Source organism: Microbacterium sp. MMO-113 (assembly GCF_037148555.1).
Lineage (GTDB): Bacteria > Actinomycetota > Actinomycetes > Actinomycetales > Microbacteriaceae > Microbacterium.
The window spans coordinates 844,822-868,249 of record NZ_JBBCTD010000001.1 but is presented as its reverse complement, the minus strand read 5'-3'; the positions used below and the strand labels follow the sequence as shown (position 1 = coordinate 868,249).

Below are 23,428 nucleotides of genomic sequence, written 5' to 3'. Positions count from 1 at the left end.
TGGAGACCGCTCAGTACGTGCGCAGCAGATCGGCCAGCACCTGCTGACCGAAGACAAGTGAGTCTACGGGCACACGCTCGTCGACTCCGTGGAACATCCCGGTGAAGTCGAGATCGGCGGGCAGACGCAGCGGGGCGAAGCCGTAACCGGTGATGCCGAGAGTAGCCAGCGCCTTGTTGTCCGTTCCGGCCCCCAGGAGGTACGGGATGACCGGTACGCCGGGGTCGTGCCGCCCCAGCGCCGCTACCATCGCGTCGACGAGCTCCCCTGCGAACGGCGTCTCCATGCCGATATCGCGCACCACGGTCTCGATCCGGATGTCGTCGCCCACGATGCGCTGGAGCTCGGAGAGGACGTCATCCTCGGTCCCGGGGATCACCCGGACGTCGATCAGCGCCTCGGCGCGCTCCGGGATGACGTTGTGCTTGTAGCCGGCGGTGAGAGCCGTCGGGTTGGTCGTCGTGCGGAACGTCGATCGCAGGAAGGCCTCGGCCGGACCGGCCGCGGCGGCGAGGGCGTCGGGGTCGTCTGCGCTCCGGCCGCTCAACGCGCTCAAACCCTCGAGCAGCGCCTCCGTGGTCGGCGTGAGCCGGACCGGCCACCGGGTGCGGCCGATGGCGGCGACGGCCTCGGCGAGCTTCGTGACGGCGTTGTCCTCGTGCAGACGGCTGCCGTGTCCCGCCCGACCGGTGGCGACGAGGCGGATCCAGATCAGGGCCTTCTCCCCCACCTGCAGCAGGTACGCCCGACGATCGTCGACCGATATCGAGTAGCCGCCGACCTCGCTGATCGCAGCCGTCGCGCCGGCGAACCACTCCGGCCGGTCCTTCACGACGAGCGCGGAGCCCTCGACCCCGCCGTTCTCCTCGTCGGCGAAGAACGCCAGGACGAGGTCGCGCTCCGGCTGCTCCCCCGCGCGCAGGATGTCGGCCACGGCGGTGAGGATCATCGCGTCCATGTTCTTCATGTCCACCGCGCCACGGCCCCACAGCATGCCGTCCTGCACGGTGCCGGCGAACGGGTCCACCGTCCAGTCCTCGGCGACCGCGGGGACGACGTCCAGATGACCGTGCACGACGAGGGCAGGCTTGGTGCGATCACGGCCGGGGACCCGGGCCATGACGTTCGTCCGCCGCGGGATGGGCTCGTAGTACTCGACCTCGAGCCCCAGCTCCTGCAGGTACGCGCCGACGTACTCGGCGGCCTCCCGCTCCCCCTTCGCGTTGCCGCCGCCGTAGTTGGAGGTGTCGAAGCGGATGAGGTCGCTCGCGACGCGGGCGACCTCCGGCAGGGAGGAATCGGTCATGGACTCAGGCTATCGAAACCGCGTGCCACGCCCGGGCGTCACGCCCGGTTCGAGACGCCTCCGAGAACGTGCTAATCTCATTCTTCGGTCGGCAACGATCAAATCCAACACCTGCGCGGGTGGCGGAATGGTAGACGCGCTAGCTTGAGGTGCTAGTGCCCGATAGGGCGTGGGGGTTCAAGTCCCCCTCCGCGCACAGAGAGCGAAGGCCCCGGATCCACGGATCCGGGGCCTTCGTCGTTCCCGCTGCGGCCACGGTGCTCCGGTGCGGTCCCGCGCGAGGCGGGACCGCACCGCCTTCACACCGCGCCGACGCCGAAGAGCAGACCCAGCGCGTAGGTCACCGCCGCCGCACCGAAGCCGATGGCGAGCTGCCGCAGGGCGCGACGCAGGGGCGGGCCTCCGGAGAGCACGCCGACCATCGCACCGGTGCTGAGCAGCGCGATGCCGACGAGCACGAGCGCGAGCACGATCGCCGCGGTGCCCTCCATGCCGAAGATCCAGGGCAGGACGGGGATGATCGCGCCGGAGGCGAAGAGGAGGAAGCTGGAGATGGCCGCCGTCCAGTCGCTGCCGACGACCTCGTGCGCGTCCCCGCCCTGGACGGCCACCGGCCCCGTGGCGGCCCGGCGGACGCCCTCCTGGGCGGCCTGGACGATACGGCGGGCCCTGGCCAGGGATTCGCCCTGGTCCATCCCTCGGGCGCGGTACACGAGCGCGAGCTCGTTCTCGTCGATGTCGAGGTCGGCCGCGGCCGCCGCGGCGTCCTCGTTCGCCTCGGTGGCGGTGAGGAGCTCCCGCTGCGATCGCACGGACACGAACTCCCCCGCCCCCATCGACAGTGCGCCCGCGAGGAGACCCGCGATGCCGCTGAACAGCACGAAGCCCGAGCTCACGCCGGTGGCGCCGATCCCGAGGACCAGGGCCAGGTTGCTGACGAGGCCGTCGTTCGCACCGAAGACGGCCGCGCGGAAGGAGCCCGAGAGGCGACGACGGCCCCGCGCGGCGAGACCGCGGACGACCTCGTGGTGGACTTTCTCGTCAGCGCGCATGGCCGGGGTGGCCCAGCGCTCGGCGTCATACGGGGAGCGGGCCTCGGCGCTCTGGGCGAGGGCGAGGACGAAGATCGAGCCGAAGCGTCCGGCCATCCACCCCAGGAGGCGGGAGCGGACCCCCGCCCGCGGCAGGCGCGTCGGTTCGCCCCCCAGCAGATCGAGCCAGTGCTTCTCGTGCCGGCGCTCCGCCTCGGCGAGTCCGAGCAGGATCGCCCGCTCCTCCCCCGATCGGCGGGCGGCCAGTCGCTGATAGACGGCGCCCTCCGCCCGTTCCTCGACGAGATAGCGAGCCCAGCGCCGACGGTCGGCGGCCGTGGAATCGGCTGCGGCAGGGGCGGTCATGGAACCTCCAGGTGTCACGGTGCCCGGCGTCCGGGCAACCGTTCCACGCTATCCGCGGGGTGTCGCGCAGGCCGCGTCCTGGCATGGATTGCCAGCATTTCGGGGATCCGAAGCGGCGCCGAGATCGCCCTCAGGAGCGGACGCGTTTGCGCAGCACCTCGATGCGCGACTGGAGCTGCGTCACGGTCGCCTGCGCCACCGCCGGGCCGCCGCAGATGCGACGAAGTTCGGCGTGGACGGCACCGTGCGGCTGGCCGGACTGCCGTGCGTAGAGGCCCACCAGGCTGTTCAGGAGCTGGCGCTGCTCGCGCAGGGTGCGGTGCAGCGGTGCGGGCAGCGTCGTGGTCTGCGTCGGCTCGGCCTGGGCCTCCCGGACCTCGCGATGCCGGGACTGGCGAGCCTGCCGCTGCATGAGGAGCTCGTGCACGTGCTCGGGTTCGAGCAGGCCGGGGAAGCCGATGAACTCCTCCTCCTCGGGCGTGTTCGGCTCGGCGAGCTGACCGAACTCCTTGCCGTCGAACACCATCCGGTCGAAGTGGGCGACGGAGGAGATCGCCTGGTAGCTGAACTCCTGGGTCAGTGCGTCGGAGGCCTCGTCCTCGCGGTTCGCGCTCTCCAGCAGGGAGTCGTCGAGTCCGTCATCGTCCTTGGACTGCCGGTCGAGCGCGTGGTCGCGCTGCTTCTCCATCTCGTTCGCGAGCTTCATCAGCACGGGGACGTGCGGGAGGAAGACGCTCGCCGCCTCTCCGCGACGACGGGCGCGCACGAAGCGGCCGATGGCCTGGGCGAAGAACAGCGGGGTCGACGACGAGGTCGCGTAGACGCCGACCGCGAGCCGCGGCACGTCGACGCCCTCCGAGACCATGCGCACCGCGACCATCCACCGGGCGGTGCCCTCCGAGAACTTCTCGATCCGCTCGGACGCGGTGGCGTCATCGGAGAGCACGATCGTCGGCTGCTCGCGCGTGATGCTGTGCAGGATCTTGGCGTAGGCCCTGGCGACGGTCTGATCCGTGGCCAGCACGAGCCCGCCGGCATCGGGGATGTGGTGCCGGATCTCGGTGAGGCGGCGGTCGGCGGCGGAGAGGACGGCCGGCATCCAGTCACCCTCGGGGTCGAGGGCCGTGCGCCAAGCCTGCGAGGTCACGTCCTTCGTGTTGTCCTGCCCGAGATGGGTCTCGAGCTCGTCGCCGGCGCTCGTCCGCCAGCGCATCTTCCCCGCGTACATGTGGAAGAGCACGGGACGGACAACGCCGTCCGCGAGAGCGCGGCCGTACCCGTAGGCGTAGTCGGTGCTGGAGACCCGGGCTCCGGTCTCGTCCGGGAGGTACTCCACGAACGGGATCGGCGCCGTGTCGCTCCGGAACGGCGTGCCCGAGAGGAGCAGTCGGCGCTTCGCCGGTCCGTAGGCATCGCGGATCGCGTCGCCCCAGCTCAGGGCATCACCGCCGTGGTGCACCTCATCGAGGATCACCAGGGTCTTCGCGTCCTCGGTGAGGTGGCGATGCACCGACGACTTCGCGGCGACCTGCGCATACGTCACCACGACCCCGTGATAGTGCCGCGCCGGAGCCCAATCGCTGTTGCGGAAGCGCGGGTCGAGACGGATGTGGACGCGGGCGGCGGCGTCGGCCCACTGGGTCTTCAGGTGCTCCGTGGGGGCCACGACGATGACCCTGTTCACCTCGCCCATGCGCATCAGCTCGACCGCGAGGGTGAGGGCGAACGTGGTCTTGCCGGCGCCCGGTGTGGCGGCCACGAGGAAGTCACGCTGGTCGGCCTGGAAGTATGCCTCCAGAGCCTCCTGCTGCCATGCCCGCAGCTTGTTCGCCGTTCCCCACGGGGCGCGCTGAGGGAAGGACGGAGAGAGCATCGACTCCACGATAATCGCTCCCACCGACACCGGGGCATCCACCGCGACGCCGCGCGCGTCCCCCCTCGAAAGCACCGGCACGGGTAGGCTCGGTCACTGCGCGGCGGTCACCATCGTGCGCGCACGCCTTCGCGAAGGAGAGCCGGATGAGCGATCAGGAATCGACCAGGACCCCGTACGTCGCGAACGAGACCCCGCACCCCTGGCGGCGGTTCGTCGCGATCGGCGACTCGTTCACCGAGGGCATCGGCGACCCGGACCCGGCGGCCCCCGGGGGCCACCGCGGCTGGGCCGATCGCGTCGCCGAGGTGCTCGCCCAGCAGGTCGACGACTTCGCCTATGCCAACCTCGCCGTCCGAGGAAAGCTCATCGCGCAGATCGTCGCCGACCAGGTGGAGCCCGCGGTCGCGCTGCGCCCCGACCTCATCTCGATCTGCGCCGGCGGGAACGACGTCATCCGCCCCGGCACCGACCCGGACGCCATCGCCGCCCAGCTCGAGGACGCGGTGGCGCGCCTGTCGTCCACCGGCGCGGCCGTCGTCGTGTTCACCGGCATCGACACGGGGTTCACGCCCGTGTTCCGTCCCTTCCGCGGCAAGGTCGCGATCTACAACGAGAACGTCCGCGCGATCGCCGAGCGCCACGACTGCATCGTCGCGGACCAGTGGGCACTGAAGGTCGTGCAGGATGCGCGATTCTTCGACGACGATCGTCTGCACTACAACGCGCTCGGCCACCACGAGGTCGCGCGGATGGTGCTCCGCGCCCTCAACGTGCCGAACGACCTCGAGGCCATGCAGCCCGAGCCCCTGCCGCTGCGGACCTGGCGTGCCGCCCGCAGCGAAGACCTCGGCTGGGCCCGCGAGCACCTCGTGCCCTGGGTGCTCCGCCGTCTGCGCCACCAGTCCTCCGGCGACCACATCGCTGCCAAGCGCCCTGAGCCCTCCCCGGTCATCCTGCCCGGCAAGGAGTGACGCGCACTCTCACTCCGCAGGAGCGAGTGCCCACAGCGCCACGGCGGCGGCCGAGGCCACGTTGAGCGAATCCACGCCGCCGGCCATCGGAATGGTGACCACGGTGTCCGCGCTGTCGAGGGCGGTCCGCGTGAGACCGTCGCCTTCGGCTCCGAAGAGCAGCGCCACCTTCGCGGGCCGCTGTGCCGCAAACAGCCGGAGATCCACGGCTGTATCGCTGAGCGCGAGGGCAGCGATGTCGAAGCCCTGCTCACGGAGATCCGAGACCGCCGACGACCACTCGTCGATCCGGGTCCACGGCACCTGGAACACGGTCCCCATGCTCACCCGCACGCTGCGCCGATAGAGCGGATCGGCACAGCGCGCCGACACGAGCACTGCATCCGCCCCCAGGCCGGCGGCGGCGCGGAAGGCGGCGCCGACGTTGGTGTGATCGCCGAGGTCCTCCAGCACCAGCACCAGCCGTGCGTCGCGCACCACATCGGCGACCGACGGCAGTGCCGGACGGCGCATGGCGGCGAGGGCCCCGCGGTGGACCTGATAGCCGGTGACCTGTTCCGCGACCTCGTCCGGGACCACGAGCACCGGAACGGCACGCTCCCCCAGGATGCGCCGCACCTCCTCGACGCGCCGGGCCGAGACCAGCACCGATCGGGGTTCGTGCCCGGCGGCCAGCGCGCGCTCGATCACCTTGGCGGTCTCGGCGATGTAGAGTCCCTCCGCGGGCTCGCGGACGGCGCGGAGAGCGGTGTCGGTGAGGCCGCGGTAGTCGTCCAGCCGCGGGTCGTCGATGTCGGTCACATGCTGGAGGTCCACCGCTCCACTCTGCCAGCCCGGCTCTCGCCCACCCCACGCCCCGTAGACTCGATCGAGGAGGTCCTGTGAGCGTGACGAACACCGCTGAGCCGTCGGCAGAGCTCTCCCACGCCGCCACCCTGCTGCGCGGCAAGCGGATCGCCCTCCTCACCGGGGCCGGCATCTCGACCGACTCGGGCATCCCCGCCTACCGGGGCGAGGGGGCGCGCACGCGCAGCAACCCCATGACGATCCAGACCTACCTCGGAGACGAGGCCGCGCGGCGCCGCTACTGGGTCGGCGGGCATCTCGGCTGGCGGGCGTTCGCGCAGGCCGCGCCCAATCCCGGCCACCACGCCCTGGCGGAGATGGAGTCCAGAGGCGTGGTCTCGGGCGTCATCACGCAGAACGTCGACGGACTGCACCTCCGCGCGGGCAGCTCGCACGTCATCGAGGTGCACGGGACCATGCGCCGCGTGCTCTGCCTGCACTGCGGCCAGGTCTTCGACCGTCGCGACATCGCCGTGCAGATCGAGGAGCGCAATCCCTGGATCACCGTCCCCGAGAACGTGGCGCTGGCACCGGACGGCGACGTCCTCCCGGAGAGCACCGAGGGCTTCCTCGTCCCGACCTGCACCGTCTGCGACGGCATGCTCAAGCCGGACGTGGTGTTCTTCGGAGAGTATGTGCCGCAGGACCGCTTCCGTGCCGCGGAGTCGTTGCTGCGCTCCAGCGAGGCGCTCATCGTGGCCGGCTCCTCTCTCGTCGTGAACTCCGGCGTGCGCCTCGTGAACCGTGCGCGTCGGCGCGGCATCCCTCTGATCATCGTCAATCGCGAGCCGACCCGCGCGGACGCCTGGGCCGATGTCACCATCGCCGCCGGCACCAGCGACGTGCTCCCCGCCCTCCAGGAGATGCTCTCGTGACCTATCTCACTCTCATCCGCCACGGTCAGACCGACTGGAACCTCGCCCGTCGCATCCAAGGGTCGACCGACATCCCGTTGAACGAGACGGGCCGCGAGGACGCCCGATGGGCGGCAGAGAAGCTCGCCGGCACGACGCACCATGCCGTCTACACGAGCCCGCTCGTGCGGGCGAGCGAGACCGCCGGCATCATCGCCGAGCGCCTGGGTCTGGAGATCGCCGGCGTGGTCCCCGACATCCGGGAGCGGGAGTTCGGCGACGGGGAGGGCATGCTCGTCCCCGACTACATCTCCACCTACGGCGACTGGCACGCGGAGGTCCCGGGCGCGGAGTCGCTGCACGAGGTCGGCGTGCGCTCCATCGCCGCGCTGCACCGGATCGCGCGGGACGCCCGGCGGAGGTCGGCGCCGCAGGCGGAGTCGGTGCTCGTCGTGACCCACGGCGGCGTCATCCGCGCCGTCATCGACCATGTCTCCGGCGGCACGCTCCCCCGGGACGGCGAGGTACTGCGCAACGGCTCCGCGCACCGGTTCGTCGCGGCACCCGGCTACCTCCGGCTGCTGGAGGAGACGCCCGTCCTCTGACCGGACCTCAGCGGGCGCGGGAGACCACGGCGCGCGCATGCCGCAGAACGGGCTCGTCCACCATCCGTCCCTGGAAGCGGAACACACCGCGCTCCTGTGCCGCCGCCGCGAGCACCTCGCGGGCCCACACCACGGTCTCGGCGTCCGGCGCATACGCCGACCGGATCACCGGGACCTGACTCGGATGGATGCACGCCGTCGCGCGGAACCCGGACGCCGCCGCATCCGCCGCCTCCCGCTCCAGCCCCGCGGTGTCGCCGATGTCGACGTGCACCGCGTCGATCGCCGCCTTGCCGTGCGCACCGGCCTCCAGGAGCACTCGGGAACGGGCGTAGCGCGCGATGTCGCGGTAGCCGCCCTCCGCGTTCCGGGACGAGGTGCCGCCGAGGGAGGCCACCAGATCCTCCGCGCCCCACATCAGTCCGGCGACCGCCGGATGCGCGGCGATGTCGGGCGCCGCATGGATCCCGCGCGCCGTCTCGCACAGCGCGAGCAGGGTGAAGCCTGTGTCGAAGGCGTCCAGGCTCTCCGCGCTCTCCGTCTTCGCGACCATCACGGTACGGAAGGGTGACCGCGCCAGGGCCTCGAGATCGTCTGCGAAGGCAGCGGAGTCCGGGGCGTTCACCCGTACGATGACGCGCGCGGGATCGAGGTCCGCGGCGACAATGTTCTCGCGGGCCTCGTTCTTCGCCTCCGGCAACACGGCGTCCTCCAGATCGAGGATCACGGCATCCGCCCGTTCCTGGGCCTTCGCGAAGCGCTCCGGGCGGTCGGCCGGGCAGAACAGCAGGGCAGGGCCGAGGTCGAAGGTCATGCGGCGTCCTCCTCCGGCCGGCAGCGCACCAGCACCGTGCGGACGGCGGTCGCGACCACGGTGCCGTCCTGATTGCGTCCGGTGTGCGCGATCTGCACGATGCCCTGGCCGGGGCGGGACGACGAGAGCCGCTTGTCGACGACGACGCTCTCGGTCGTGAGCGTGTCCCCGGCGAACAGCGGGTGCGGGAAGGCGATGTCGCCGAGGCCGAGCTGCGCCACCAGCGTTCCCTGCGTGAGCTGGGCGACCGAGGAGCCCACCATCGTCGACAGCGTCCACATAGAGTTCATGAGGCGCGCGTGGAAGGGCGCCTGGGCATCCGCGAACGCGGCGTCCAGATGCAGCGCCTGGGTGTTCATCGTCAGGGTCGTGAAGAGGACGTTATCCGCCTCCGAAGCCGTGCGACCGGGGCGGTGCACGTACCGGACGTCGGTCTCGAACTCCTCGTAGTACAGTCCGCGCTGCACGATCTCGCGCATGGTCATGCCTCCACGCTACCGGGCGAGCCCGAGCGCCCTGGCGATCACGAGGAGCTGGACCTCGGTGGTCCCCTCGCCGATCTCGAGGATCTTGGAGTCACGGTAGTGGCGCGCCACCGGGAACTCGTTCATGAACCCGTTGCCGCCGAAGATCTGCGTCGCGTCACGGGCGTTGTCCATCGCTGCCTCGCCCGCGACGAGCTTCGCGATCGCCGCCTGCTCGGCGAACGCCTCTCCGGCGTCACGGAGACGCGCGGCATGGTGCCACGCGAGCCGCGCGGTATGCACGCGCGCCCTCATTCGCGCCAGCGTGAACTGGGCGTTCTGCCGCGTGCTGAGGGCGCTGCCGAAGATGGTGCGGCTCTTGGCGTACTCGACCGCCGCCTCCAGGCACCCCTCCGCCGCGCCGGTCGACAGAGCGGCGATCGCGATGCGGCCCTCATCCAGGATGCTGAGGAAGTTGCGGAACCCGCTCCCCCGCTCGCCGAGGAGATTGCTCGCCGGCACCCGCGCTCCGTCGAACGTCAGCGGATGGGTGTCCGACGCGTTCCACCCCACCTTGTCGTAGGGCGGTTCGACCGTGAATCCCGGGGTTCCGTTCGGGACGATGATGGTCGAGATCTCCTTGCGCCCCTCGCTCTGGCCGGTGACCGCGGTGACTGTCACGAACCGGGTGATCGGAGTGCCCGAGTTGGTGATGAACTGCTTGGAGCCGTCGATCACCCACTCGTCGCCGTCGAGCCGCGCGGTCGTCCGCGTCGCCCCCGCGTCGCTTCCTGCCTCGGGTTCCGTGAGCCCGAACCCTGCCAGGGCGCGACCGGCGAGGAGATCCGGCAGCAGCTCGCGCTTCTGCTCCTCGGTGCCGAAGCGGAAGACGGGCATGGCTCCGAGGCTCACCCCCGCCTCCAGGGTGATCGCGATCGACTGGTCGACGCGCCCCAGGGCTTCGATGGCGAGGCCGAGCGCCATGTAGTCGCCGCCCTGCCCGCCGTACTCCTCGGGGAAGGGCAGTCCGAAGAGGCCGAGCTCTCCCATCTGCCGCACGACGTCCATGGAGAGCGTGTGTGTGCGATCGGCCTCGTACGACTGCGGCGCGACGACCGTGTCGGCGAACTCGCGTACCATCGCGGCGAGCTCGCGCTCCTCCTCGGTGAGATCGTGCATCATCGGTCCTCCTCCGCCATCGTCACGCGGGCGACCGGTTGGTCGCGCCGCACCTGGTCGCCGACCGCGACCAGCAGCCGCACCACGCCGTCGTGCGGCGCGAGCACGGGATGCTCCATCTTCATCGCCTCGATCGCGACGAGGGGCGCTCCCGCCCGGACCGCCGCCCCGTCCTCGACGTGAACGGCCACGACGCCGCCGGGCATGGGCGCGCGAGCCTCGGGTTCCGTGGCCCTGGCCTCGCGTTCCGCAGCGGCGAGGCGCCTGCGCATCCGGCCGCGGCGGTCCAGGGGGCGCAGCCGCAGCGTCCGTCCTCCCTCGCTGACCCATACCGCGCCCTCCGCGTCGCGGGCCGCGTGCACCCGCTCGGAGCGCATCAGGGGCGGCGTCGCGCGCACGATCTCGTCGTCGTCGGTGAGCAGGGCGGCGGGTTCGGGGGCGTGCGGCGCGGCCCCGAGACGCCATCCCGGGAGGCTCCACCACAGCGGGCCGGCTCCCGCGCGCGCGGTGAACGCCTCGGGGCGGTTCTGCACCACGCGGGCGGCCGCCGCGACCTGCGCTGCCGACGGGGGCGTCGGTGTGAGCGGGAGCAGGGTCTCGATGAGGCCGGTGTCGAGGTCTCCCTCGCGCACCCGGCGATCCTGGAGGAGCCCGCGCAGGAACGCGATGTTGGTCTCCACGCCGAGCACCACGGTGCGGGCGAGAGCGTCGTCCAGGCGCTGCAACGCCGTCTCCCTGTCGTCCGCCCACGCGATGACCTTCGCGATCATGGGGTCGTAGAACCCGCTCACCACGCTCCCGGACTCGACGGCCGCATCCACCCGGACGCCCGGAGGCGCCTCGAAGAGCAGCACGGTCCCCGTCGAGGGGAGGAACCCGCGTTCCGGCGACTCGGCGTACACCCGCGCCTCCACGGCATGGCCGGTCGTCCGGGGCTCGACGTCGAGCGGCTGTCCATCGGCCATGCGGAGCTGCAGCGCGACGAGGTCGAGTCCGGTGACCTCCTCGGTCACCGGATGCTCCACCTGCAGCCGGGTGTTCATCTCGATGAAGAAGGCATCCTCAGGGGCGTCCGCGTCGACGAGGAACTCCACGGTGCCGGCTCCGACGTAGGCGACGCTCTCCGCTGCCCGCACCGCCGCCGCGAGCAGCCGGTCGCGGGTCGCGGGCGGGATCCCGGCGGACGGCGCCTCCTCGATCACCTTCTGGTGACGACGCTGGAGCGTGCACTCGCGCTCCCCGAGCGCCACGACGGTGCCGTGCGCATCGCCGAACACCTGCACCTCGATGTGACGCGGTCGGCGGATGAGACGCTCCAGGATGAGCGCATCGTCGCCGAAGGCGGATGCCGCGACGCGTCGGGCGGATCCGAGGGCGCCGGGAAGACCGGCGCTGTCGGCGACGACCTCCATGCCCTTCCCGCCCCCGCCAGCGCTCGGCTTCACGAGGAGGGGGAATCCGACCGCCTCGGCCTCCTCACGGATCTCCGCGTCGGACAGCCCGCGCGCGTCGAAGCCCGGCACCACGGGTACGCCGCTGCGGCTCACGTGCTCACGGGCTCGCGCCTTGTCCCCCATGATCTGCAGGGCCTCCACGGTGGGGCCGATGAAGACGATGCCGCTCTCCGCACACGCCTGTGCGAGCCCGACGCTCTCGGAGAGGAATCCGTACCCGGGGTGGACGGCCTCCGCCCCCGAGGCGCGAGCCGCCGTGATGACGGCGTCGATGTCGAGGTAGGACTCCCCCGCCGGTGCCGGACCGATCCGCACGGCGGCATCCGCCTCGCGGACGTGCGGCGCGTCCGCGTCCGCGTCACTGTAGACCGCGATGCTGCGGATGCCGAGGTAGCGAAGGGTTCGGATGATCCGGCGGGCGATCTCCCCTCGGTTCGCGACGAGGACCGAGGAGAACGAGAAGGAAGGCGAGTACGACATGGGGCTCACATCCGGAAGACGCCGAAGCGCGGCTCGGGCAGGGGGCTGCGGGCGACGACGTCCAGAGCGAGGCCCAGGAGGTCGCGGGTCTGCTCCGGGTCGACGATGCCGTCGTCCCACAGCCGCGCGGTCGCGTAGTACGGCTCGCCCTGCTCCTCGTACTGCGCCCGGATCGGCTCCTCGAACGCCATCCGCTCCTCCGCGGTCCAGGACTCGCCGCGCGCCGACAGCTGGTCGTCCTTCACGGTGGCGAGCACCGAGGCGGCCTGTGCTCCGCCCATGACCGATATCCGACTCGCGGGCCAGGTCCAGAGGAACCGCGGAGAGTAGGCACGTCCGCACATCGAGTAGTTGCCTGCTCCGAAGGAGCCGCCGATGATGACGGTCAGCTTCGGGACGCGGGTGGTCGCGACGGCCGTGACCATCTTCGCCCCGTCCTTCGCGATGCCGTCGGCTTCCGCGTCGGACCCGACCATGAACCCGGTGATGTTCTGCAGGAAGAGCAGGGGGATGCCCCGCTGATCGCAGAGCTCGATGAAGTGCGCGCCCTTGAGCGCCGACTCACTGAACAGCACGCCGTTGTTCGCGACGATGCCCACGGGGTGGCCGTGCAGCCGCGCGAAACCCGTCACCAGTGTGGTGCCGTACTCGGCCTTGAATTCATGGAAGGTGTCGCTGTCGACAAGGCGTGAGATGACCTCGCGCACGTCGTACGCGGCGTTGACGTCCACGGGGACCACGTCGTACAGGGAGCCGAGCTCCGCCGGAGCGCGAGTCTCCCCGACGTCCCAGGCCGGGGCGAGCGGCGGCGGCAGCGTGGCGACGATGTCGCGGAGGATCTCCAGGGCGTGCTCGTCGTCGTCGGCCAGGTGATCCACGACGCCGCTGCGACGGGCATGCAGCTCCCCTCCCCCGAGCTCCTCCGCCGTGACCACCTCGCCGATCGCCGCCTTCACCAGCGGCGGCCCGCCCAGGAAGATCGTGCCCTGTCCACGGACGATGACGGTCTCGTCGCTCATCGCCGGAACGTAGGCGCCTCCGGCCGTGCACGAGCCGAGGACCGCCGCGAGCTGCGGGATGCCCTGCGCGGACAGCCGCGCCTGGTTGAAGAAGATGCGTCCGAAGTGCTCCCGATCCGGGAACACCTCATCCTGGCGGGGAAGGAAGGCGCCACCCGAGTCGACGAGGTAGAGGCAGGGCAGGCGGTTCTCGAGGGCGATCTCCTGCGCCCGCAGATGCTTCTTCACGGTGAGCGGATAGTAGGTCCCGCCCTTCACGGTGGCGTCGTTGCAGACCACCATCACGTGCCGGCCGTGGACCAGGCCGATGCCGGCGATGACACCGGCCCCGGGTGCCTCGCCGTCGTACAGGCCGTCGGCCGCGAGCGGCGCGACCTCGAGGAACGGACTGTCCTCGTCGAGGAGGCGCGCCACCCGGTCGCGCGGCAGCAGCTTGCCGCGGGCGACGTGGCGCTCACGGGAGGCGGACGGCCCGCCCTGCGCTGCCGCGGCGAGACGGTCGCGGAGCTGCTGGGCGAGCGATTCCTGGGTTGCCGGCATCGTGACGTCCTCCTCGACCCACGTCGCGCCGGGAGGGAACCTGGCGCGCTGCATGCATTCTCGGTTAGTGTTCACTAACCCGTTGATTCAGGTTAGCGAGGATTAACTGAGATGACAAGCCCCGCCACCGCCCGCGACCGCGCCAAGGCGGAACGCTCCGACGCGCTTCTGCATGCCGCGGCACGACTCTTCGCCGCGCGCGGGTACAGCGGCGTGAGCCTGGAGGACATCGGTGCCGCCGTCGGCGTGTCCGGGCCCGCGGTGTACCGCCACTTCGCCGGGAAGCAGGCCCTTCTCGGTGCGGTCCTCGTCAAGGTCAGTCAGGACCTCGTCGCGGGCGGACGACGCGTATCCGCGGAGACGACGGCAGCCGACGAGCGGATGCGCGGACTCATCCGCTTCCACGTCGAGTTCGCGCTCGGCAACGCCGAGGTGATCCAGGTGCAGGACCGGGACCTCGCCTTCCTCGACGCCGACGACCGCGCCGAGGTCCGTCGCCTGCAGCGCGCCTACATCGAGCTCTGGATGGATGCGCTCGCCGCCCTCGATCGTCCGGAACCCCTGGACCGCGACGAGCTGCGGCTGCGCGTGCAGGCGTGCTTCGGTCTCATCAACTCGACCCCGCACAGCACACGAGCCGCGACGAGACGACACACGGCCACCGCGACCGTGCTGGTCGCGATGGCCGAGGCCGCGCTGCGCGCCGCTAGCTGAGCAGCATCGCCCGCCCCGGATCCTCGAGGATGTCGGCCACGTCCTTGAGGAACGTCGCACCCTCGGCCCCGTCCACGAGGCGGTGGTCGAAGGACAGGCTCAGCGTCATGAGCTGACGCAGCGCGATCTCCCCGCGGTACTCCCACGGCTGCCGACGCACGGCGCCGACCGCGAGGATGCCGGACTGCCCCGGCGGGAGGATCGGTGTTCCGGCATCCACCCCGAACACCCCGATGTTCGACAGCGAGAACGTACCTCTGGCCAGTTCGGCCGGCGAGGTCTTCCCCGCACGCGCGGTCTCTGCGAGCGCACGGATCGCTGCGGACAGCTCCACCAGGTTCATCCGCTCCGCGTCCCGAATCATCGGCACGATGAGACCACGCTCGGTCGCGGCGGCGATGCCGAGGTCGACGAAGCCGTACTCGACGATCTCCCCGGACTCTTCATCCCACCGCGCGTTCAGGCCCGGAGCACGGCGCAGGGCGAGGCAGACCGCCTTCGCGACGACGGCGAGCGGGCCGATCCGATGCTCCGCGAGCGCTCGGTCGTCGCGGAGGCGTGCCAGCATCTCCATGGTCGCGGTCACATCGACCGTGTGGAAGACGGTGACGTGCGGCGCGGTGAACGCGCTCTGCACCATCGCCGCCGCCGTGTGCTTGCGGACCCCGCGGATCGGGATGCGCGTCTCCCGCGGCCTCCCCTCCGCGGGCGGAAGGGTTCCGGATGCCGCGGTGGTCACGCGCTCGGGCGCCCGGGCGGGCCGCGACGGATCCGCTCCGATGCGCTCCGCGTACGCATCCACGTCTGCCCTCGTGATCACGCGGTCACCGATCTCCGCGGCGACGAGGACGAGGTCGACGCCCCGTCGTTTCGCGTAGGCGCGCACCGGAGGGGTGGACCGTGGTCGCTCCAGAATGGGCTCGACCGCGACCGACGGCGTCGCGTCGTGCGGGGCCGCCTCGAGAACGGCGGTGTCGGCCGCCGAGGCCACCTGGGCGGCACTCCGGCGCCGCGCCCGGCGCGCGGGGCGTCCACTCGATGTCGGGGCGGCTCCGTAGCCCACGAGGTTCGGCTGCGCCTTCTCCGGGGAAGCCTCCTGCTCGCCACCGGACGGCGTCGGGGGCGGATCCTCCCCCTCGATGTCGAAGGCGATCAGCGGTGCTCCCACGGCGACGGTCTCTCCCGCGTCCGCGTGCAGGGTCGACACCGTGCCTTCATAGGGCGACGGCAGCTCGACGACCGCCTTGGCGGTCTCGACCTCGGCGAGGGTCTGGTTCAGCGTGACGCTGTCGCCGGGCGCGACGAGCCAGTGCACGACCTCGGCCTCGGTGAGACCTTCACCGAGGTCCGGAAGGCGGAATTCGGCGATCATGCGTCTGCTCCCGTCAGGCTGTGCGGGCGATCCATCACGCGGTCGACTGCATCGAGGATCCGGTCGAGGTCGGGCAGATGGTACTTCTCGAGCTTCGCCGGCGGGTAGGGCACGTCGTGGCCGGTGACCCGCAGCGGGGCGGACTCCAGGTACTCGAAGCAGCGTTCGGTCACGCTCGCGATGACCTCCGCCGCGAGTCCGGCTTCCCGGGAGGCCTCGTGCGCCACGACCACACGGCCGGTCTTCCGCACCGAGGCGGCGACCGAGTCGTAGTCCACCGGCGAGAGGGAACGAAGGTCGATGACCTCCAGGGCGACGCCCTCGTCTTCCGCCGCCTCCGCCGCCTGCAGCGCGGTGCTCACCATGGCCCCGTAGGTGAGGACCGTGACGTCCGTCCCGGAGCGCACGACCCGCGCGAGTCCCATCGGCGGCGCGTCCGCGAGCGGAGCTTCGAGATCGACCTCGCCCTTGTGGTGATAGAGCCGCTTGGGCTCGAAGAACACGACGGGGTCGTCCGAGGCGATCGCCTGCCGGAGGCTCCGATAGGCGTCTTCCGGGTTCGAGACGGCGACGACCCGCAGGCCGGCGGTGTGCGCGAAGTATGCCTCCGGAGACTCGGAGTGATGCTCCGCGGCACCGATGCCACCGGCCCACGGGATCCGTATGGTGATCGGCATCTTCACGCGCCCCTGGGTGCGGTAGTGGAGCTTCGCGACCTGGGAGACGATCTGGTCGAAGGCCGGGTAGACGAACCCGTCGAACTGGATCTCGACGACCGGGCGGTAGCCGCGGAAGGCGAGGCCGACGGCCGTGCCGACGATCCCGGACTCCGCGAGGGGGGTGTCGATGACCCTGGCCGCCCCGAACTCGTCGAGGAGGCCGTCCGTGATCCGGAAGACGCCGCCGAGCTTGCCGATGTCCTCTCCCAGGAGCACGACCTTCTCGTCGTCGCGCATCGCCTGGCGGAGACCGGCGCCGAGCGCCTTGCCGAGAGTGAGTTCGGTCATGGTCACGCCTCGCCCTCGAACGACGCGAGATAGGCGGCGTACTCGTCGCGCTGCCGCTCCAGCCCCGTGTGCGGCTCGGCGTAGACGCCGTCGAAGACCGCCAGGGGCGGACGGGTGACCATGCCGAGGCAGGTCGCCCGCATCTCCTTGGCGACGGCGTCCGCTGCCGCCTGCGTCTCGGCGACGTGCTCTGCGGTGAGGTCGCCGGTGGCGCGGAGGTAGGCCTCGAGGCGTGCGATGGGGTCGCGGCGCCGCCAGGACTCCAGCTCGGCCTCGTCCCGGTACCGGGTGGGGTCGTCCGCGGTGGTGTGCGGACCCATCCGGTACGTCACCGCCTCGATGTACGCCGGCCCCTTTCCGGAGCGCGCGTGCTCCAGCGCCCAGCGCATCGCGGCCAGGCAGGCGAGCACGTCGTTGCCGTCCACGCGCAGGCTCGGGATCCCGAATCCGGGGGCACGCCCCGCGATCGGATACTGCGACTGCACCGTGACCGGCTCAGAGATGGCCCAGTGGTTGTTCTGACAGACGAACACGACCGGCGCCTGGTACGACGCGGCGAAGATCATCGCCTCGTTCACGTCGCCCTGACTGGTCGCCCCGTCCCCGAAGTAGGTCACGGCGACCTCCGGCGCGTTCTCGTGCCGGATGCCGAGGGCGTAGCCGACCGCGTGCAGGGTCTGGGCGCCGATGATGATCTGCAGCGGAGCGACCCGCAGGGCTGCAGGATCGTACGCTGCCCCCTCCTCGCCGCGCCACATGCGCACGTAGTCGCCCGGCTCGGCGCCCCGGGCGTAGATCACGCCGGTCTCGCGGTAGCTCGGGAAGACGTAGTCCTGGGGATCGAGGGCTCGGGCGGTGCCGATCTGCGTGGCCTCCTGGCCCTGGCAGGGTGCCCAGAGCCCGAGCTGCCCCTGGCGCTGCAGCGCGACGCCCTCGGCATCGATGCGGCGGAGGATGACCATGTCGCGATGGAGGGCGCGCAGCTGCGCGGCGTCGACATCGGCGACGAACGGGTCGAGGCGGGCGTTCGAGACACGCGTCCCGTCCGGAGCGAGGATCCGCTCCGAGAGCTCCAGATCCTGGGCGGTGTCTGCGATGGGGGTGGTCTGCGGCGACATCATCGTCCTCCTCGTCCCTGGCTGCCCTCGTGGGGCGACGCACAATGGAGCCGGCGTCATCACCGGCATGGTCTGAGGGTACGTCCGGTCAGCACCTCGCTCAAGCAACTCATTACTTATTGAGCATGTTGCTCATTTTTCTCCACTGCCGCGCTGCTAGGGTTTGGCACTATGCCTGGACTGGACCGGATCGACCTCGAGCTTCTCGCCGCCCTCGCCGACGACCCGCGCGTGACGATCGTCGCTCTCGCCGAGCGCATGGGCCTGTCGCGCAACACCATCCAGGCGCGGATGGCCCGGCTGGAGCAGAGCGGCGTCTTCCTCTCCTACGAGCGCGCCTTCTCCCCCGACGTCCTGGGGTTCCCGCTGCAGGCGTTCGTCAGCATCGGCGTCCGGCAGACCGAACTCCCCCGCATCATCAACGAGCTGGCGCGCATTCCGGAGGTCGTCCAGGCGCACGGCCTGAGCGGCTCCATCGATCTGCTGGCGCGTGTCGCGTGCCGCGACGCCCGTCATCTGTTCGACACGGACGCCCGGATCCTCTCGATCGAAGGTGTGGAGCGGACCGAGACTTCGCTCGCCATGGGTGAGGTGATCCCGTTCCGGGTGGCCGGGCTCATCGGCCTCGCGCGACGGGAATCCTGAGGAACCGACGGATCGCCCCGGCCGCTTCGGCCGGGGTCTCGTAGTGGATCAGGTGACCCACCTGGGCGATCTCGACAAGAGACGCGTCGGGGAAGAGCGTCACCAGCTTCCGCTCCGCCTCGATCGGGGTGATGTCATCGCGCTGGGCGGCGATGAGGAGTGTGGGCACGTCGATTGCCGGGGCGAACTCCCTGACGTCGTGCGAGACGCTCGCGACGAAGGCGTCGTGCAGTACGTCACGATCGGAGAACCGCGAGAAGTAGGTGTCGTGCTGGTCGTGGATGAACCGGCGCAGCTCCGGGTCCCGCGTCTTTGCCATGGTCATGCTCATCACGCGGACGATCACACGATTCCGCAGGAGCGCAGTCCCGATCCGCGGCGGGAGCTGGGCGCCGAGTGCGTAGTACAGCACGGCGAGCCGGGTCATGATCCCCTTCGGACCCTCGAGCGCCGGCGCGCCGATGGGGTTCACGAGGATCAGCCGCGGCGTCTCCAGTCCCCCGGCGACGGCGGCCGCGCTCACGATGGAGCCGAAGGAATGGCCGAGGATGACGGCACCCGGCGCCGTGGCTGCGGCGAAGTCGGTCAACCACCCCGCGTACTCCTGCAGGTCGTGACGACGACCGGGCAGCGGCGCGGACTCCCCGAATCCGGGCAGATCGGGCGCGAGCACGCGGAGCTCCGGAAGGAAGGCGATGACCGACTCGAGTCCGTGGTGCTCACCCCGGAAGCCGTGAACCGCGATGACGGTCGTCTCAGCGTCGTCCGGACCGTAGACCCAGTACGCCGTCGTTCCGCCGCGCACCTCCACCTCCTGGCGCTGCACCGGAATCCGGCTCAATCGCTCCGCATAGGGGGAAGGCACACTCATGGTCCGAGTCTACGAGGCATCGGCGTTCCCGCCTGGTCGGTGGATACCCCCGGGGCGTCCCCACCGTCTTGTCAGTGGCGTGGGTTAGTGTCCAAGAAGCCCCGGACCCCCGAACGAGGCGCAGCAAGGAGTATGTCGGTGCAGTTCACATCCACGGACATCGAGCAGGTGGAGTCCACCTGGCAGCAGTTCGTGCCCTCGGCGACCCTCCAGGACGTGGACCCCCGCCGGTTCCGCTTCGACTGGCGCTCGGTGGAGGCGTCGTCCATGTCGCTCGTCCGCTATCAACTCGCGGCCCAGGTGCACTCCCGTGCCGAGCCGGAGGATCAGCTGCTGGTGTGTCGCGTCGATGCCGCCGACGCCCGGATCTGGTCGGGCCGGCAAGGACTCGACGCCGGTCAGCCGTGGCTCACGGACGGCGTCCGGGTCGAGGCGAAGTGGAACCAGGTCGCCCGCGTCCGTGCTCTCGTGTTCGATCGCGCGGCGGCCCGCGACTCGATCAGGCAGATCACTGGCGACGACCGCCTCGAGCTCCGTGCCACCGGGCTCGCTCCGCACACGCGGGAGGACGGGGCACGGTGGGAGCGGATGTTCTCCTACATCGACGGCTCGTTCGGACCGGACGGCGCCGACCCCCTCATCGCCGCCGAGCTCGAGCGCCACGCCCTGCTGCTGACCATGTCGGCGTTCCCCACCACGTTCAGCGAGTCGCTGCACCGTCCGGCCCAACGCTCCGCGGCGCCGGCCTCGGTGCGCCGTGCTCTCGCCTTCATCGAGGACAATGCGCACCTGCCCATCACGGTGGACGATGTCGCGGCGGCGGCCTTCATCTCCACCCGAGGCCTGCAATACGCGTTCCGCCGCGCGCTCGACATGACACCGAACGAGGCCCTGCGGCGTGCCCGACTCGACGGCGCACACCGCGATCTGCGACACGGCAAGGGCGCGTCGGTGTCCGCGGTCGCGCGCCGGTGGGGTTTCAGCAACGTCTCCCGCTTCGCCGTGGCGTATCGCGAGGCGTACGGGAATCCGCCCGTGTTGACCGCCCTGTGACGACCGACTGACACCGCGCGCATATTCTGTTCGCACCGGACGGCGCGTCGTCCTGATGCGCACGATGTCGTGCGCAAATTGGCTAGAGTCCAAGTATCCCCGGGAGCGGTCTGCCGTCTTCCCCCCACGTTCCCAAGGAGCGCCATGAACATTCCCGCAGCCCCCGCCGCGAAGGTCGGCTGACGATGGGCAGCCTGTACTACGGCGACACCCAGACGCCGATCCAGATCGAAGACCGCGCGCTCGCGCACCTCAAGGTCGTCATCGCCACGAAGCTGCGGCGGAACGAGAGCTTCACGCTCTCCTGGCGCCATCCGGAGGGCGACGCTCCCGGCCGTTCCACCCTGTGGCTGCACCCGTCGATCCCGCTCCGGTTCGTCTTCGACGAGGCCGAGACGCCCGAGCTGAGCCGTCGCTGGATCGAGGAGCTCGCGCATTCCGCGAACTCGAGCGGGGGTATCACCCTCGTCGAGGAACATCTCGAAGGCGCGGACGTCGTCTGACGAGAAGGGCCGCGGGTTCTCCCGCGGCCCTTCTCCTTTCCGTCTGCGTCCGTTCAGAGCCCTTCGTCGGAGCTCGAGCTGACGGACCGCCGGGTCGTGGGCTCCCCGGTCGCCGGGTCGACGTACGTCCGCGACACCGTCTCCGTGCGGCGCCGACGGGCGAGCAGCACGATGCCGATGAGGAAGATGATCACGCCGGCCCCCATGAGGATGTAGCCGACCATGTCCAGGTCGACCCACGGCACGTCGACGTTGATCGCGAACACGAGGATCGCTCCGATGACGAAGAGCGCGATTCCGCTGCCGATGCTCATAGTCTCTCCCGTTCCCGCGGCGCGGTGCCGCTCTCGGGGAGCATGCCAGTTCCCCGCGGGCTCGAGGAGGGGCTTGACACGGCCGCACTCAGAGCTTTCGACGCAGGCTCACGCAGCGCCGGACTTCGGCTGACGAGCCCAGCGATCCGGACCGAAGACCTCGTACTCGATGCGCTCCGGCGCGATGCCTCGTGCCACGAGGGCACCTCGAATCGCCTGCATGAACGGCACCGGCCCGCACAGGAACACCCGCGCCGTCTGCGGGAGTTCGACGTCGGCCAGGTCCATCCGGCCGGAGCGCACCGCCGAGCCCTCCGCTTCGCTCGCCGAGTACCAGGTCAGCGCGCGCACGTCGTTCAATCGCTGCGCACGGTCGCGCACGTCGGCGACGAGAGCGTGGGTCTCCGGCTCCCGGTCCACGTGGAACAGGTGCACCGGCCGATCGGGACGCCGCTGCGCGAGATCGTCCACGATCGCTGCGACCGGCGTGATGCCGATTCCGGCCGAGATCAGGACCAGCGCGTCATCAGAATCGTCGAGGAGCAGATCCCCGGCGGGCTGGGAGACGTCGAGCACCGTCCCCACGTGGGCGTTCTCATGTAGCCAGGTGGAGACCTGACCGTCCGGTGCGCCGTCCGAGCCACGCACGCGCTTCACTGTGACGCGCAGCGCCGCACTGCCGCTCGCGGAAGAGATCGTGTACTGGCGGGGCTGGCGGGTGCCGTCCGGGAGGTCGACGGCCACGGCCACATACTGCCCGGTGCGATGGGGCAGTATGTGACCGTCGACCGGCTCCAGCACGAGGGAGATCGCGTCGCGGGCCTCCTCCACGCGTTCCACGACGCGGTGCGGCCGCCACGGGTGGTCCGGATCCGTGCCCGCCTCCGCGTAGAGGCGGGCCTCCTCCGCGATGAGCGAGCATCCGAAGAGCCAGTACACCTCATCCCAGGCTGCGCGCACAGCCGGGGTGACCGCCTCGCCGAGGACCTCGTCGACAGCAGCCAGGAGGTAGCGGCCCACTATCGTGTACTGCCGGGCCGATACCCCCAGCGAGACGTGGCGGTGGGCGATACGTCGCATCACCGGGGAGAAGTCCGGCGCGTCCGGATCGATGAGGTGGACGGCGAACGCCACGACGGACGCCGCCAGCGCCTTCGGCTGATCCCCCTGAGCCTGATGCGCGCGATTGAAGACGTTCAGCAGTTCCGGATGCGCCTCGAACATCCGCCGATAGAACAAGGTCGTGATCTCGTCGGCGTGGGTGGCGACGACGTCGGCGGTGGCGCGGACGATCGCTTCGGAATCCGTGGAGAGCTGCATGGCTGCCTTTCGGTCGGTGTCTGTTCAGCCTCTCGACGACGAGCGCGCCACGTCGCCGCGGATACCGTGGAAAACAGGACTCCGACCCGCGCTCACCTCGCGTAGCCGTAGGACTCGACCCGCGGGAACGCGAGCCCATCGCCTTCGCCGGTCCACACGCCGGTGAAGCGCAGCTCGACATCGTCTCCGGCGTCGAGCGGCCCGTTCCACGTGACGGTGTTCTCCGCCGCGGAAGGGCGGCCCGAGGTCGCTTCCAGCGTCGACGCCGCCCAGGTCGAGTCGTCGAGGAGTCCGTCCAGGCGGAACGCGAGCGCGCTCTTCGTGGAGTCCACCTCGCCGTTGTTGAGGAACTGCATGGTGTACGTCACGGTGTCCCCCACCTGGGGATCGGTCGGACTCATGTTGAACGTGTACTGGAAGAAGAGACAGGCGGGCCCGACGCGCTGCGCGAGCACGCCCGTGCTCAACGGCTTCGACACGGCCGGGTCCGCAGGGGTCGCCTCCGCGTGGGCGGCGGGAGCGAGCGCCGCTCCACCGAGCGAGAGAGCGGCCGCGACGCCGAAGGCGGCAGAGGCACGGGCAATGAGCGTCTTGTTCATGAGAGATGCCTTTCTCCGACGCGCTGCGGCGTCGGCGTGGTCATCGAGGGAGACTCCTCGATGACCATGAGACGCCGAATGGCACGATCGATCACGCGACGACGAAG

The 23,428-nt window shown here is 70.6% G+C and carries 23 protein-coding genes, 1 tRNA gene and 1 pseudogene; 8 read left to right on the top strand and 17 right to left on the bottom strand.

Annotated features, from left to right (window positions below):
- Positions 1–10: 10 nt before the first annotated feature.
- Positions 11–1,306, bottom strand: coding sequence for a M20/M25/M40 family metallo-hydrolase (locus WFJ36_RS04155; RefSeq protein WP_071328588.1), 1,296 nt, complete (start codon positions 1,304–1,306; stop codon positions 11–13).
- Between the two features lie 113 nt (positions 1,307–1,419).
- On the opposite strand from WFJ36_RS04155, the gene WFJ36_RS04150 reads away from it, so the two are divergent.
- Positions 1,420–1,502: transfer RNA gene (locus tag WFJ36_RS04150), tRNA-Leu, on the top strand.
- Positions 1,503–1,605: 103 nt separating this feature from the next.
- Here WFJ36_RS04150 and WFJ36_RS04145 read toward each other — a convergent pair.
- Positions 1,606–2,703 (bottom strand): VIT1/CCC1 transporter family protein, encoded by a 1,098-nt coding sequence (locus WFJ36_RS04145; protein WP_071328587.1) that lies wholly within the window; start codon positions 2,701–2,703, stop codon positions 1,606–1,608.
- 130 nt (positions 2,704–2,833) lie between these two features.
- Positions 2,834–4,576, bottom strand: a complete 1,743-nt coding sequence (locus WFJ36_RS04140) for a DEAD/DEAH box helicase (protein WP_292789593.1) — start codon at positions 4,574–4,576, stop codon at positions 2,834–2,836.
- Between the two features lie 146 nt (positions 4,577–4,722).
- Here WFJ36_RS04140 and WFJ36_RS04135 point away from each other — a divergent pair, with 146 nt between their 5' ends.
- On the top strand, positions 4,723–5,550 hold the full coding sequence (locus WFJ36_RS04135) for an SGNH/GDSL hydrolase family protein (protein ID WP_025103427.1): 828 nt from the start codon (positions 4,723–4,725) through the stop codon (positions 5,548–5,550).
- Between the two features lie 9 nt (positions 5,551–5,559).
- Here the strand turns inward: WFJ36_RS04135 and WFJ36_RS04130 are convergent, their stop codons facing one another.
- Positions 5,560–6,366, bottom strand: a complete 807-nt coding sequence (locus WFJ36_RS04130) for a TrmH family RNA methyltransferase (RefSeq protein WP_336642706.1) — start codon at positions 6,364–6,366, stop codon at positions 5,560–5,562.
- Positions 6,367–6,431: 65 nt separating this feature from the next.
- On the opposite strand from WFJ36_RS04130, the gene WFJ36_RS04125 reads away from it, so the two are divergent.
- Both WFJ36_RS04125 and WFJ36_RS04120 read left to right on the top strand, forming a co-directional pair.
- Positions 6,432–7,271, top strand: a complete 840-nt coding sequence (locus tag WFJ36_RS04125) for a Sir2 family NAD-dependent protein deacetylase (protein WP_336642705.1) — start codon at positions 6,432–6,434, stop codon at positions 7,269–7,271.
- Complete coding sequence (locus WFJ36_RS04120; RefSeq protein WP_336642704.1) at positions 7,268–7,855, top strand: histidine phosphatase family protein; 588 nt, start codon at positions 7,268–7,270, stop codon at positions 7,853–7,855. The genes WFJ36_RS04125 and WFJ36_RS04120 overlap by 4 nt, the downstream gene beginning before the upstream one ends.
- 7 nt (positions 7,856–7,862) lie before the next feature.
- Here WFJ36_RS04120 and WFJ36_RS04115 read toward each other — a convergent pair whose 3' ends face one another.
- Genes WFJ36_RS04115 through WFJ36_RS04095 form a run of 5 tightly spaced genes read right to left on the bottom strand, consistent with a single transcriptional unit; the run spans position 7,863 to position 13,805 of the window.
- A complete protein-coding gene (locus WFJ36_RS04115; RefSeq protein WP_336642703.1) occupies positions 7,863–8,669 on the bottom strand; it encodes an HpcH/HpaI aldolase/citrate lyase family protein in 807 nt (268 codons plus the stop codon).
- Positions 8,666–9,154: a MaoC family dehydratase gene (locus WFJ36_RS04110; RefSeq protein ID WP_336642702.1), complete on the bottom strand. Its 489-nt coding sequence runs from the start codon at positions 9,152–9,154 to the stop codon at positions 8,666–8,668. Before WFJ36_RS04110 ends, WFJ36_RS04115 begins: the two co-directional genes overlap by 4 nt.
- A gap of 9 nt (positions 9,155–9,163) precedes the next feature.
- Positions 9,164–10,312 (bottom strand): acyl-CoA dehydrogenase family protein, encoded by a 1,149-nt coding sequence (locus WFJ36_RS04105; protein ID WP_336642967.1) that lies wholly within the window; start codon positions 10,310–10,312, stop codon positions 9,164–9,166.
- On the bottom strand, positions 10,312–12,246 hold the full coding sequence (locus WFJ36_RS04100; protein WP_336642701.1) for an acetyl/propionyl/methylcrotonyl-CoA carboxylase subunit alpha: 1,935 nt from the start codon (positions 12,244–12,246) through the stop codon (positions 10,312–10,314). Before WFJ36_RS04100 ends, WFJ36_RS04105 begins: the two co-directional genes overlap by 1 nt.
- A gap of 5 nt (positions 12,247–12,251) precedes the next feature.
- Positions 12,252–13,805 (bottom strand): carboxyl transferase domain-containing protein, encoded by a 1,554-nt coding sequence (locus WFJ36_RS04095; protein WP_336642700.1) that lies wholly within the window; start codon positions 13,803–13,805, stop codon positions 12,252–12,254.
- A 111-nt stretch (positions 13,806–13,916) separates the two neighbouring features.
- Here WFJ36_RS04095 and WFJ36_RS04090 point away from each other — a divergent pair, with 111 nt between their 5' ends.
- Positions 13,917–14,519: a TetR/AcrR family transcriptional regulator gene (locus tag WFJ36_RS04090; protein WP_071328580.1), complete on the top strand. Its 603-nt coding sequence runs from the start codon at positions 13,917–13,919 to the stop codon at positions 14,517–14,519.
- On the opposite strand, the gene WFJ36_RS04085 is transcribed toward WFJ36_RS04090, so the two are convergent.
- The 3 genes from WFJ36_RS04085 to pdhA are packed head-to-tail and all read right to left on the bottom strand — an operon-like array spanning position 14,512 to position 18,016.
- Entirely contained in the window at positions 14,512–15,891 is a 1,380-nt protein-coding gene (locus WFJ36_RS04085) for a dihydrolipoamide acetyltransferase family protein (RefSeq protein WP_336642699.1), read from the bottom strand. The genes WFJ36_RS04090 and WFJ36_RS04085 overlap by 8 nt on opposite strands.
- A complete protein-coding gene (locus tag WFJ36_RS04080) occupies positions 15,888–16,898 on the bottom strand; it encodes an alpha-ketoacid dehydrogenase subunit beta (RefSeq protein WP_071328578.1) in 1,011 nt (336 codons plus the stop codon). Before WFJ36_RS04080 ends, WFJ36_RS04085 begins: the two co-directional genes overlap by 4 nt.
- Positions 16,899–16,900: 2 nt before the next feature.
- Positions 16,901–18,016: a pyruvate dehydrogenase (acetyl-transferring) E1 component subunit alpha gene (gene pdhA / locus WFJ36_RS04075; protein WP_336642966.1), complete on the bottom strand. Its 1,116-nt coding sequence runs from the start codon at positions 18,014–18,016 to the stop codon at positions 16,901–16,903.
- Positions 18,017–18,187: 171 nt separating this feature from the next.
- On the opposite strand from pdhA, the gene WFJ36_RS04070 reads away from it, so the two are divergent.
- The gene (locus tag WFJ36_RS04070; RefSeq protein ID WP_071328577.1) at positions 18,188–18,661 is read left to right on the top strand and encodes an Lrp/AsnC family transcriptional regulator; all 474 of its coding nucleotides are present in this window, start codon (positions 18,188–18,190) and stop codon (positions 18,659–18,661) included.
- On the opposite strand, the gene WFJ36_RS04065 is transcribed toward WFJ36_RS04070, so the two are convergent.
- Entirely contained in the window at positions 18,633–19,532 is a 900-nt protein-coding gene (locus tag WFJ36_RS04065; protein ID WP_071328576.1) for an alpha/beta fold hydrolase, read from the bottom strand. The genes WFJ36_RS04070 and WFJ36_RS04065 overlap by 29 nt on opposite strands.
- Positions 19,533–19,670: 138 nt before the next feature.
- Here WFJ36_RS04065 and WFJ36_RS04060 point away from each other — a divergent pair, with 138 nt between their 5' ends.
- A complete protein-coding gene (locus tag WFJ36_RS04060; RefSeq protein ID WP_336642698.1) occupies positions 19,671–20,585 on the top strand; it encodes a helix-turn-helix transcriptional regulator in 915 nt (304 codons plus the stop codon).
- Between the two features lie 185 nt (positions 20,586–20,770).
- Positions 20,771–21,088, top strand: a complete 318-nt coding sequence (locus tag WFJ36_RS04055; RefSeq protein WP_060921991.1) for a DUF7882 family protein — start codon at positions 20,771–20,773, stop codon at positions 21,086–21,088.
- Between the two features lie 53 nt (positions 21,089–21,141).
- On the opposite strand, the gene WFJ36_RS04050 is transcribed toward WFJ36_RS04055, so the two are convergent.
- The 4 genes and pseudogenes from WFJ36_RS04050 to WFJ36_RS04035 all read right to left on the bottom strand — a co-directional run bounded on the left by WFJ36_RS04050 (position 21,142) and on the right by WFJ36_RS04035 (position 23,321).
- Entirely contained in the window at positions 21,142–21,402 is a 261-nt protein-coding gene (locus WFJ36_RS04050) for a DUF6458 family protein (RefSeq protein WP_071328575.1), read from the bottom strand.
- 108 nt (positions 21,403–21,510) lie between these two features.
- Positions 21,511–22,203 carry an FAD-binding oxidoreductase gene (locus tag WFJ36_RS04045; RefSeq protein WP_442927827.1) on the bottom strand — a complete coding sequence of 231 codons (693 nt, stop codon included), beginning with the start codon at positions 22,201–22,203 and terminating at the stop codon, positions 21,511–21,513.
- 144 nt (positions 22,204–22,347) lie between these two features.
- A pseudogene (locus WFJ36_RS04040) lies at positions 22,348–22,725 on the bottom strand (globin domain-containing protein); the annotation flags it as partial.
- Between the two features lie 89 nt (positions 22,726–22,814).
- Entirely contained in the window at positions 22,815–23,321 is a 507-nt protein-coding gene (locus WFJ36_RS04035) for a hypothetical protein (protein WP_071328573.1), read from the bottom strand.
- Positions 23,322–23,428: the final 107 nt, after the last annotated feature.

What these genes read in the sequence shown, in the direction of transcription:
- WFJ36_RS04155 (WP_071328588.1), bottom strand. Translation starts at nt 1,306, where the DNA reads ATGACCGATTCCTCCCTGCCGGAGGTCGCCCGCGTCGCGAGCGACCTC.
- WFJ36_RS04145 (WP_071328587.1), bottom strand. Translation starts at nt 2,703, where the DNA reads ATGACCGCCCCTGCCGCAGCCGATTCCACGGCCGCCGACCGTCGGCGC.
- WFJ36_RS04140 (WP_292789593.1), bottom strand. Translation starts at nt 4,576, where the DNA reads ATGCTCTCTCCGTCCTTCCCTCAGCGCGCCCCGTGGGGAACGGCGAAC.
- WFJ36_RS04135 (WP_025103427.1), top strand. Translation starts at nt 4,723, where the DNA reads ATGAGCGATCAGGAATCGACCAGGACCCCGTACGTCGCGAACGAGACC.
- WFJ36_RS04115 (WP_336642703.1), bottom strand. Translation starts at nt 8,669, where the DNA reads ATGACCTTCGACCTCGGCCCTGCCCTGCTGTTCTGCCCGGCCGACCGC.
- WFJ36_RS04110 (WP_336642702.1), bottom strand. Translation starts at nt 9,154, where the DNA reads ATGACCATGCGCGAGATCGTGCAGCGCGGACTGTACTACGAGGAGTTC.
- WFJ36_RS04105 (WP_336642967.1), bottom strand. Translation starts at nt 10,312, where the DNA reads ATGCACGATCTCACCGAGGAGGAGCGCGAGCTCGCCGCGATGGTACGC.
- WFJ36_RS04100 (WP_336642701.1), bottom strand. Translation starts at nt 12,246, where the DNA reads ATGTCGTACTCGCCTTCCTTCTCGTTCTCCTCGGTCCTCGTCGCGAAC.
- WFJ36_RS04095 (WP_336642700.1), bottom strand. Translation starts at nt 13,805, where the DNA reads ATGCCGGCAACCCAGGAATCGCTCGCCCAGCAGCTCCGCGACCGTCTC.
- WFJ36_RS04090 (WP_071328580.1), top strand. Translation starts at nt 13,917, where the DNA reads ATGACAAGCCCCGCCACCGCCCGCGACCGCGCCAAGGCGGAACGCTCC.
- WFJ36_RS04085 (WP_336642699.1), bottom strand. Translation starts at nt 15,891, where the DNA reads ATGATCGCCGAATTCCGCCTTCCGGACCTCGGTGAAGGTCTCACCGAG.
- WFJ36_RS04080 (WP_071328578.1), bottom strand. Translation starts at nt 16,898, where the DNA reads ATGACCGAACTCACTCTCGGCAAGGCGCTCGGCGCCGGTCTCCGCCAG.
- pdhA (WP_336642966.1), bottom strand. Translation starts at nt 18,016, where the DNA reads ATGTCGCCGCAGACCACCCCCATCGCAGACACCGCCCAGGATCTGGAG.
- WFJ36_RS04070 (WP_071328577.1), top strand. Translation starts at nt 18,188, where the DNA reads ATGCCTGGACTGGACCGGATCGACCTCGAGCTTCTCGCCGCCCTCGCC.
- WFJ36_RS04065 (WP_071328576.1), bottom strand. Translation starts at nt 19,532, where the DNA reads ATGAGTGTGCCTTCCCCCTATGCGGAGCGATTGAGCCGGATTCCGGTG.
- WFJ36_RS04055 (WP_060921991.1), top strand. Translation starts at nt 20,771, where the DNA reads ATGGGCAGCCTGTACTACGGCGACACCCAGACGCCGATCCAGATCGAA.
- WFJ36_RS04050 (WP_071328575.1), bottom strand. Translation starts at nt 21,402, where the DNA reads ATGAGCATCGGCAGCGGAATCGCGCTCTTCGTCATCGGAGCGATCCTC.
- WFJ36_RS04035 (WP_071328573.1), bottom strand. Translation starts at nt 23,321, where the DNA reads ATGAACAAGACGCTCATTGCCCGTGCCTCTGCCGCCTTCGGCGTCGCG.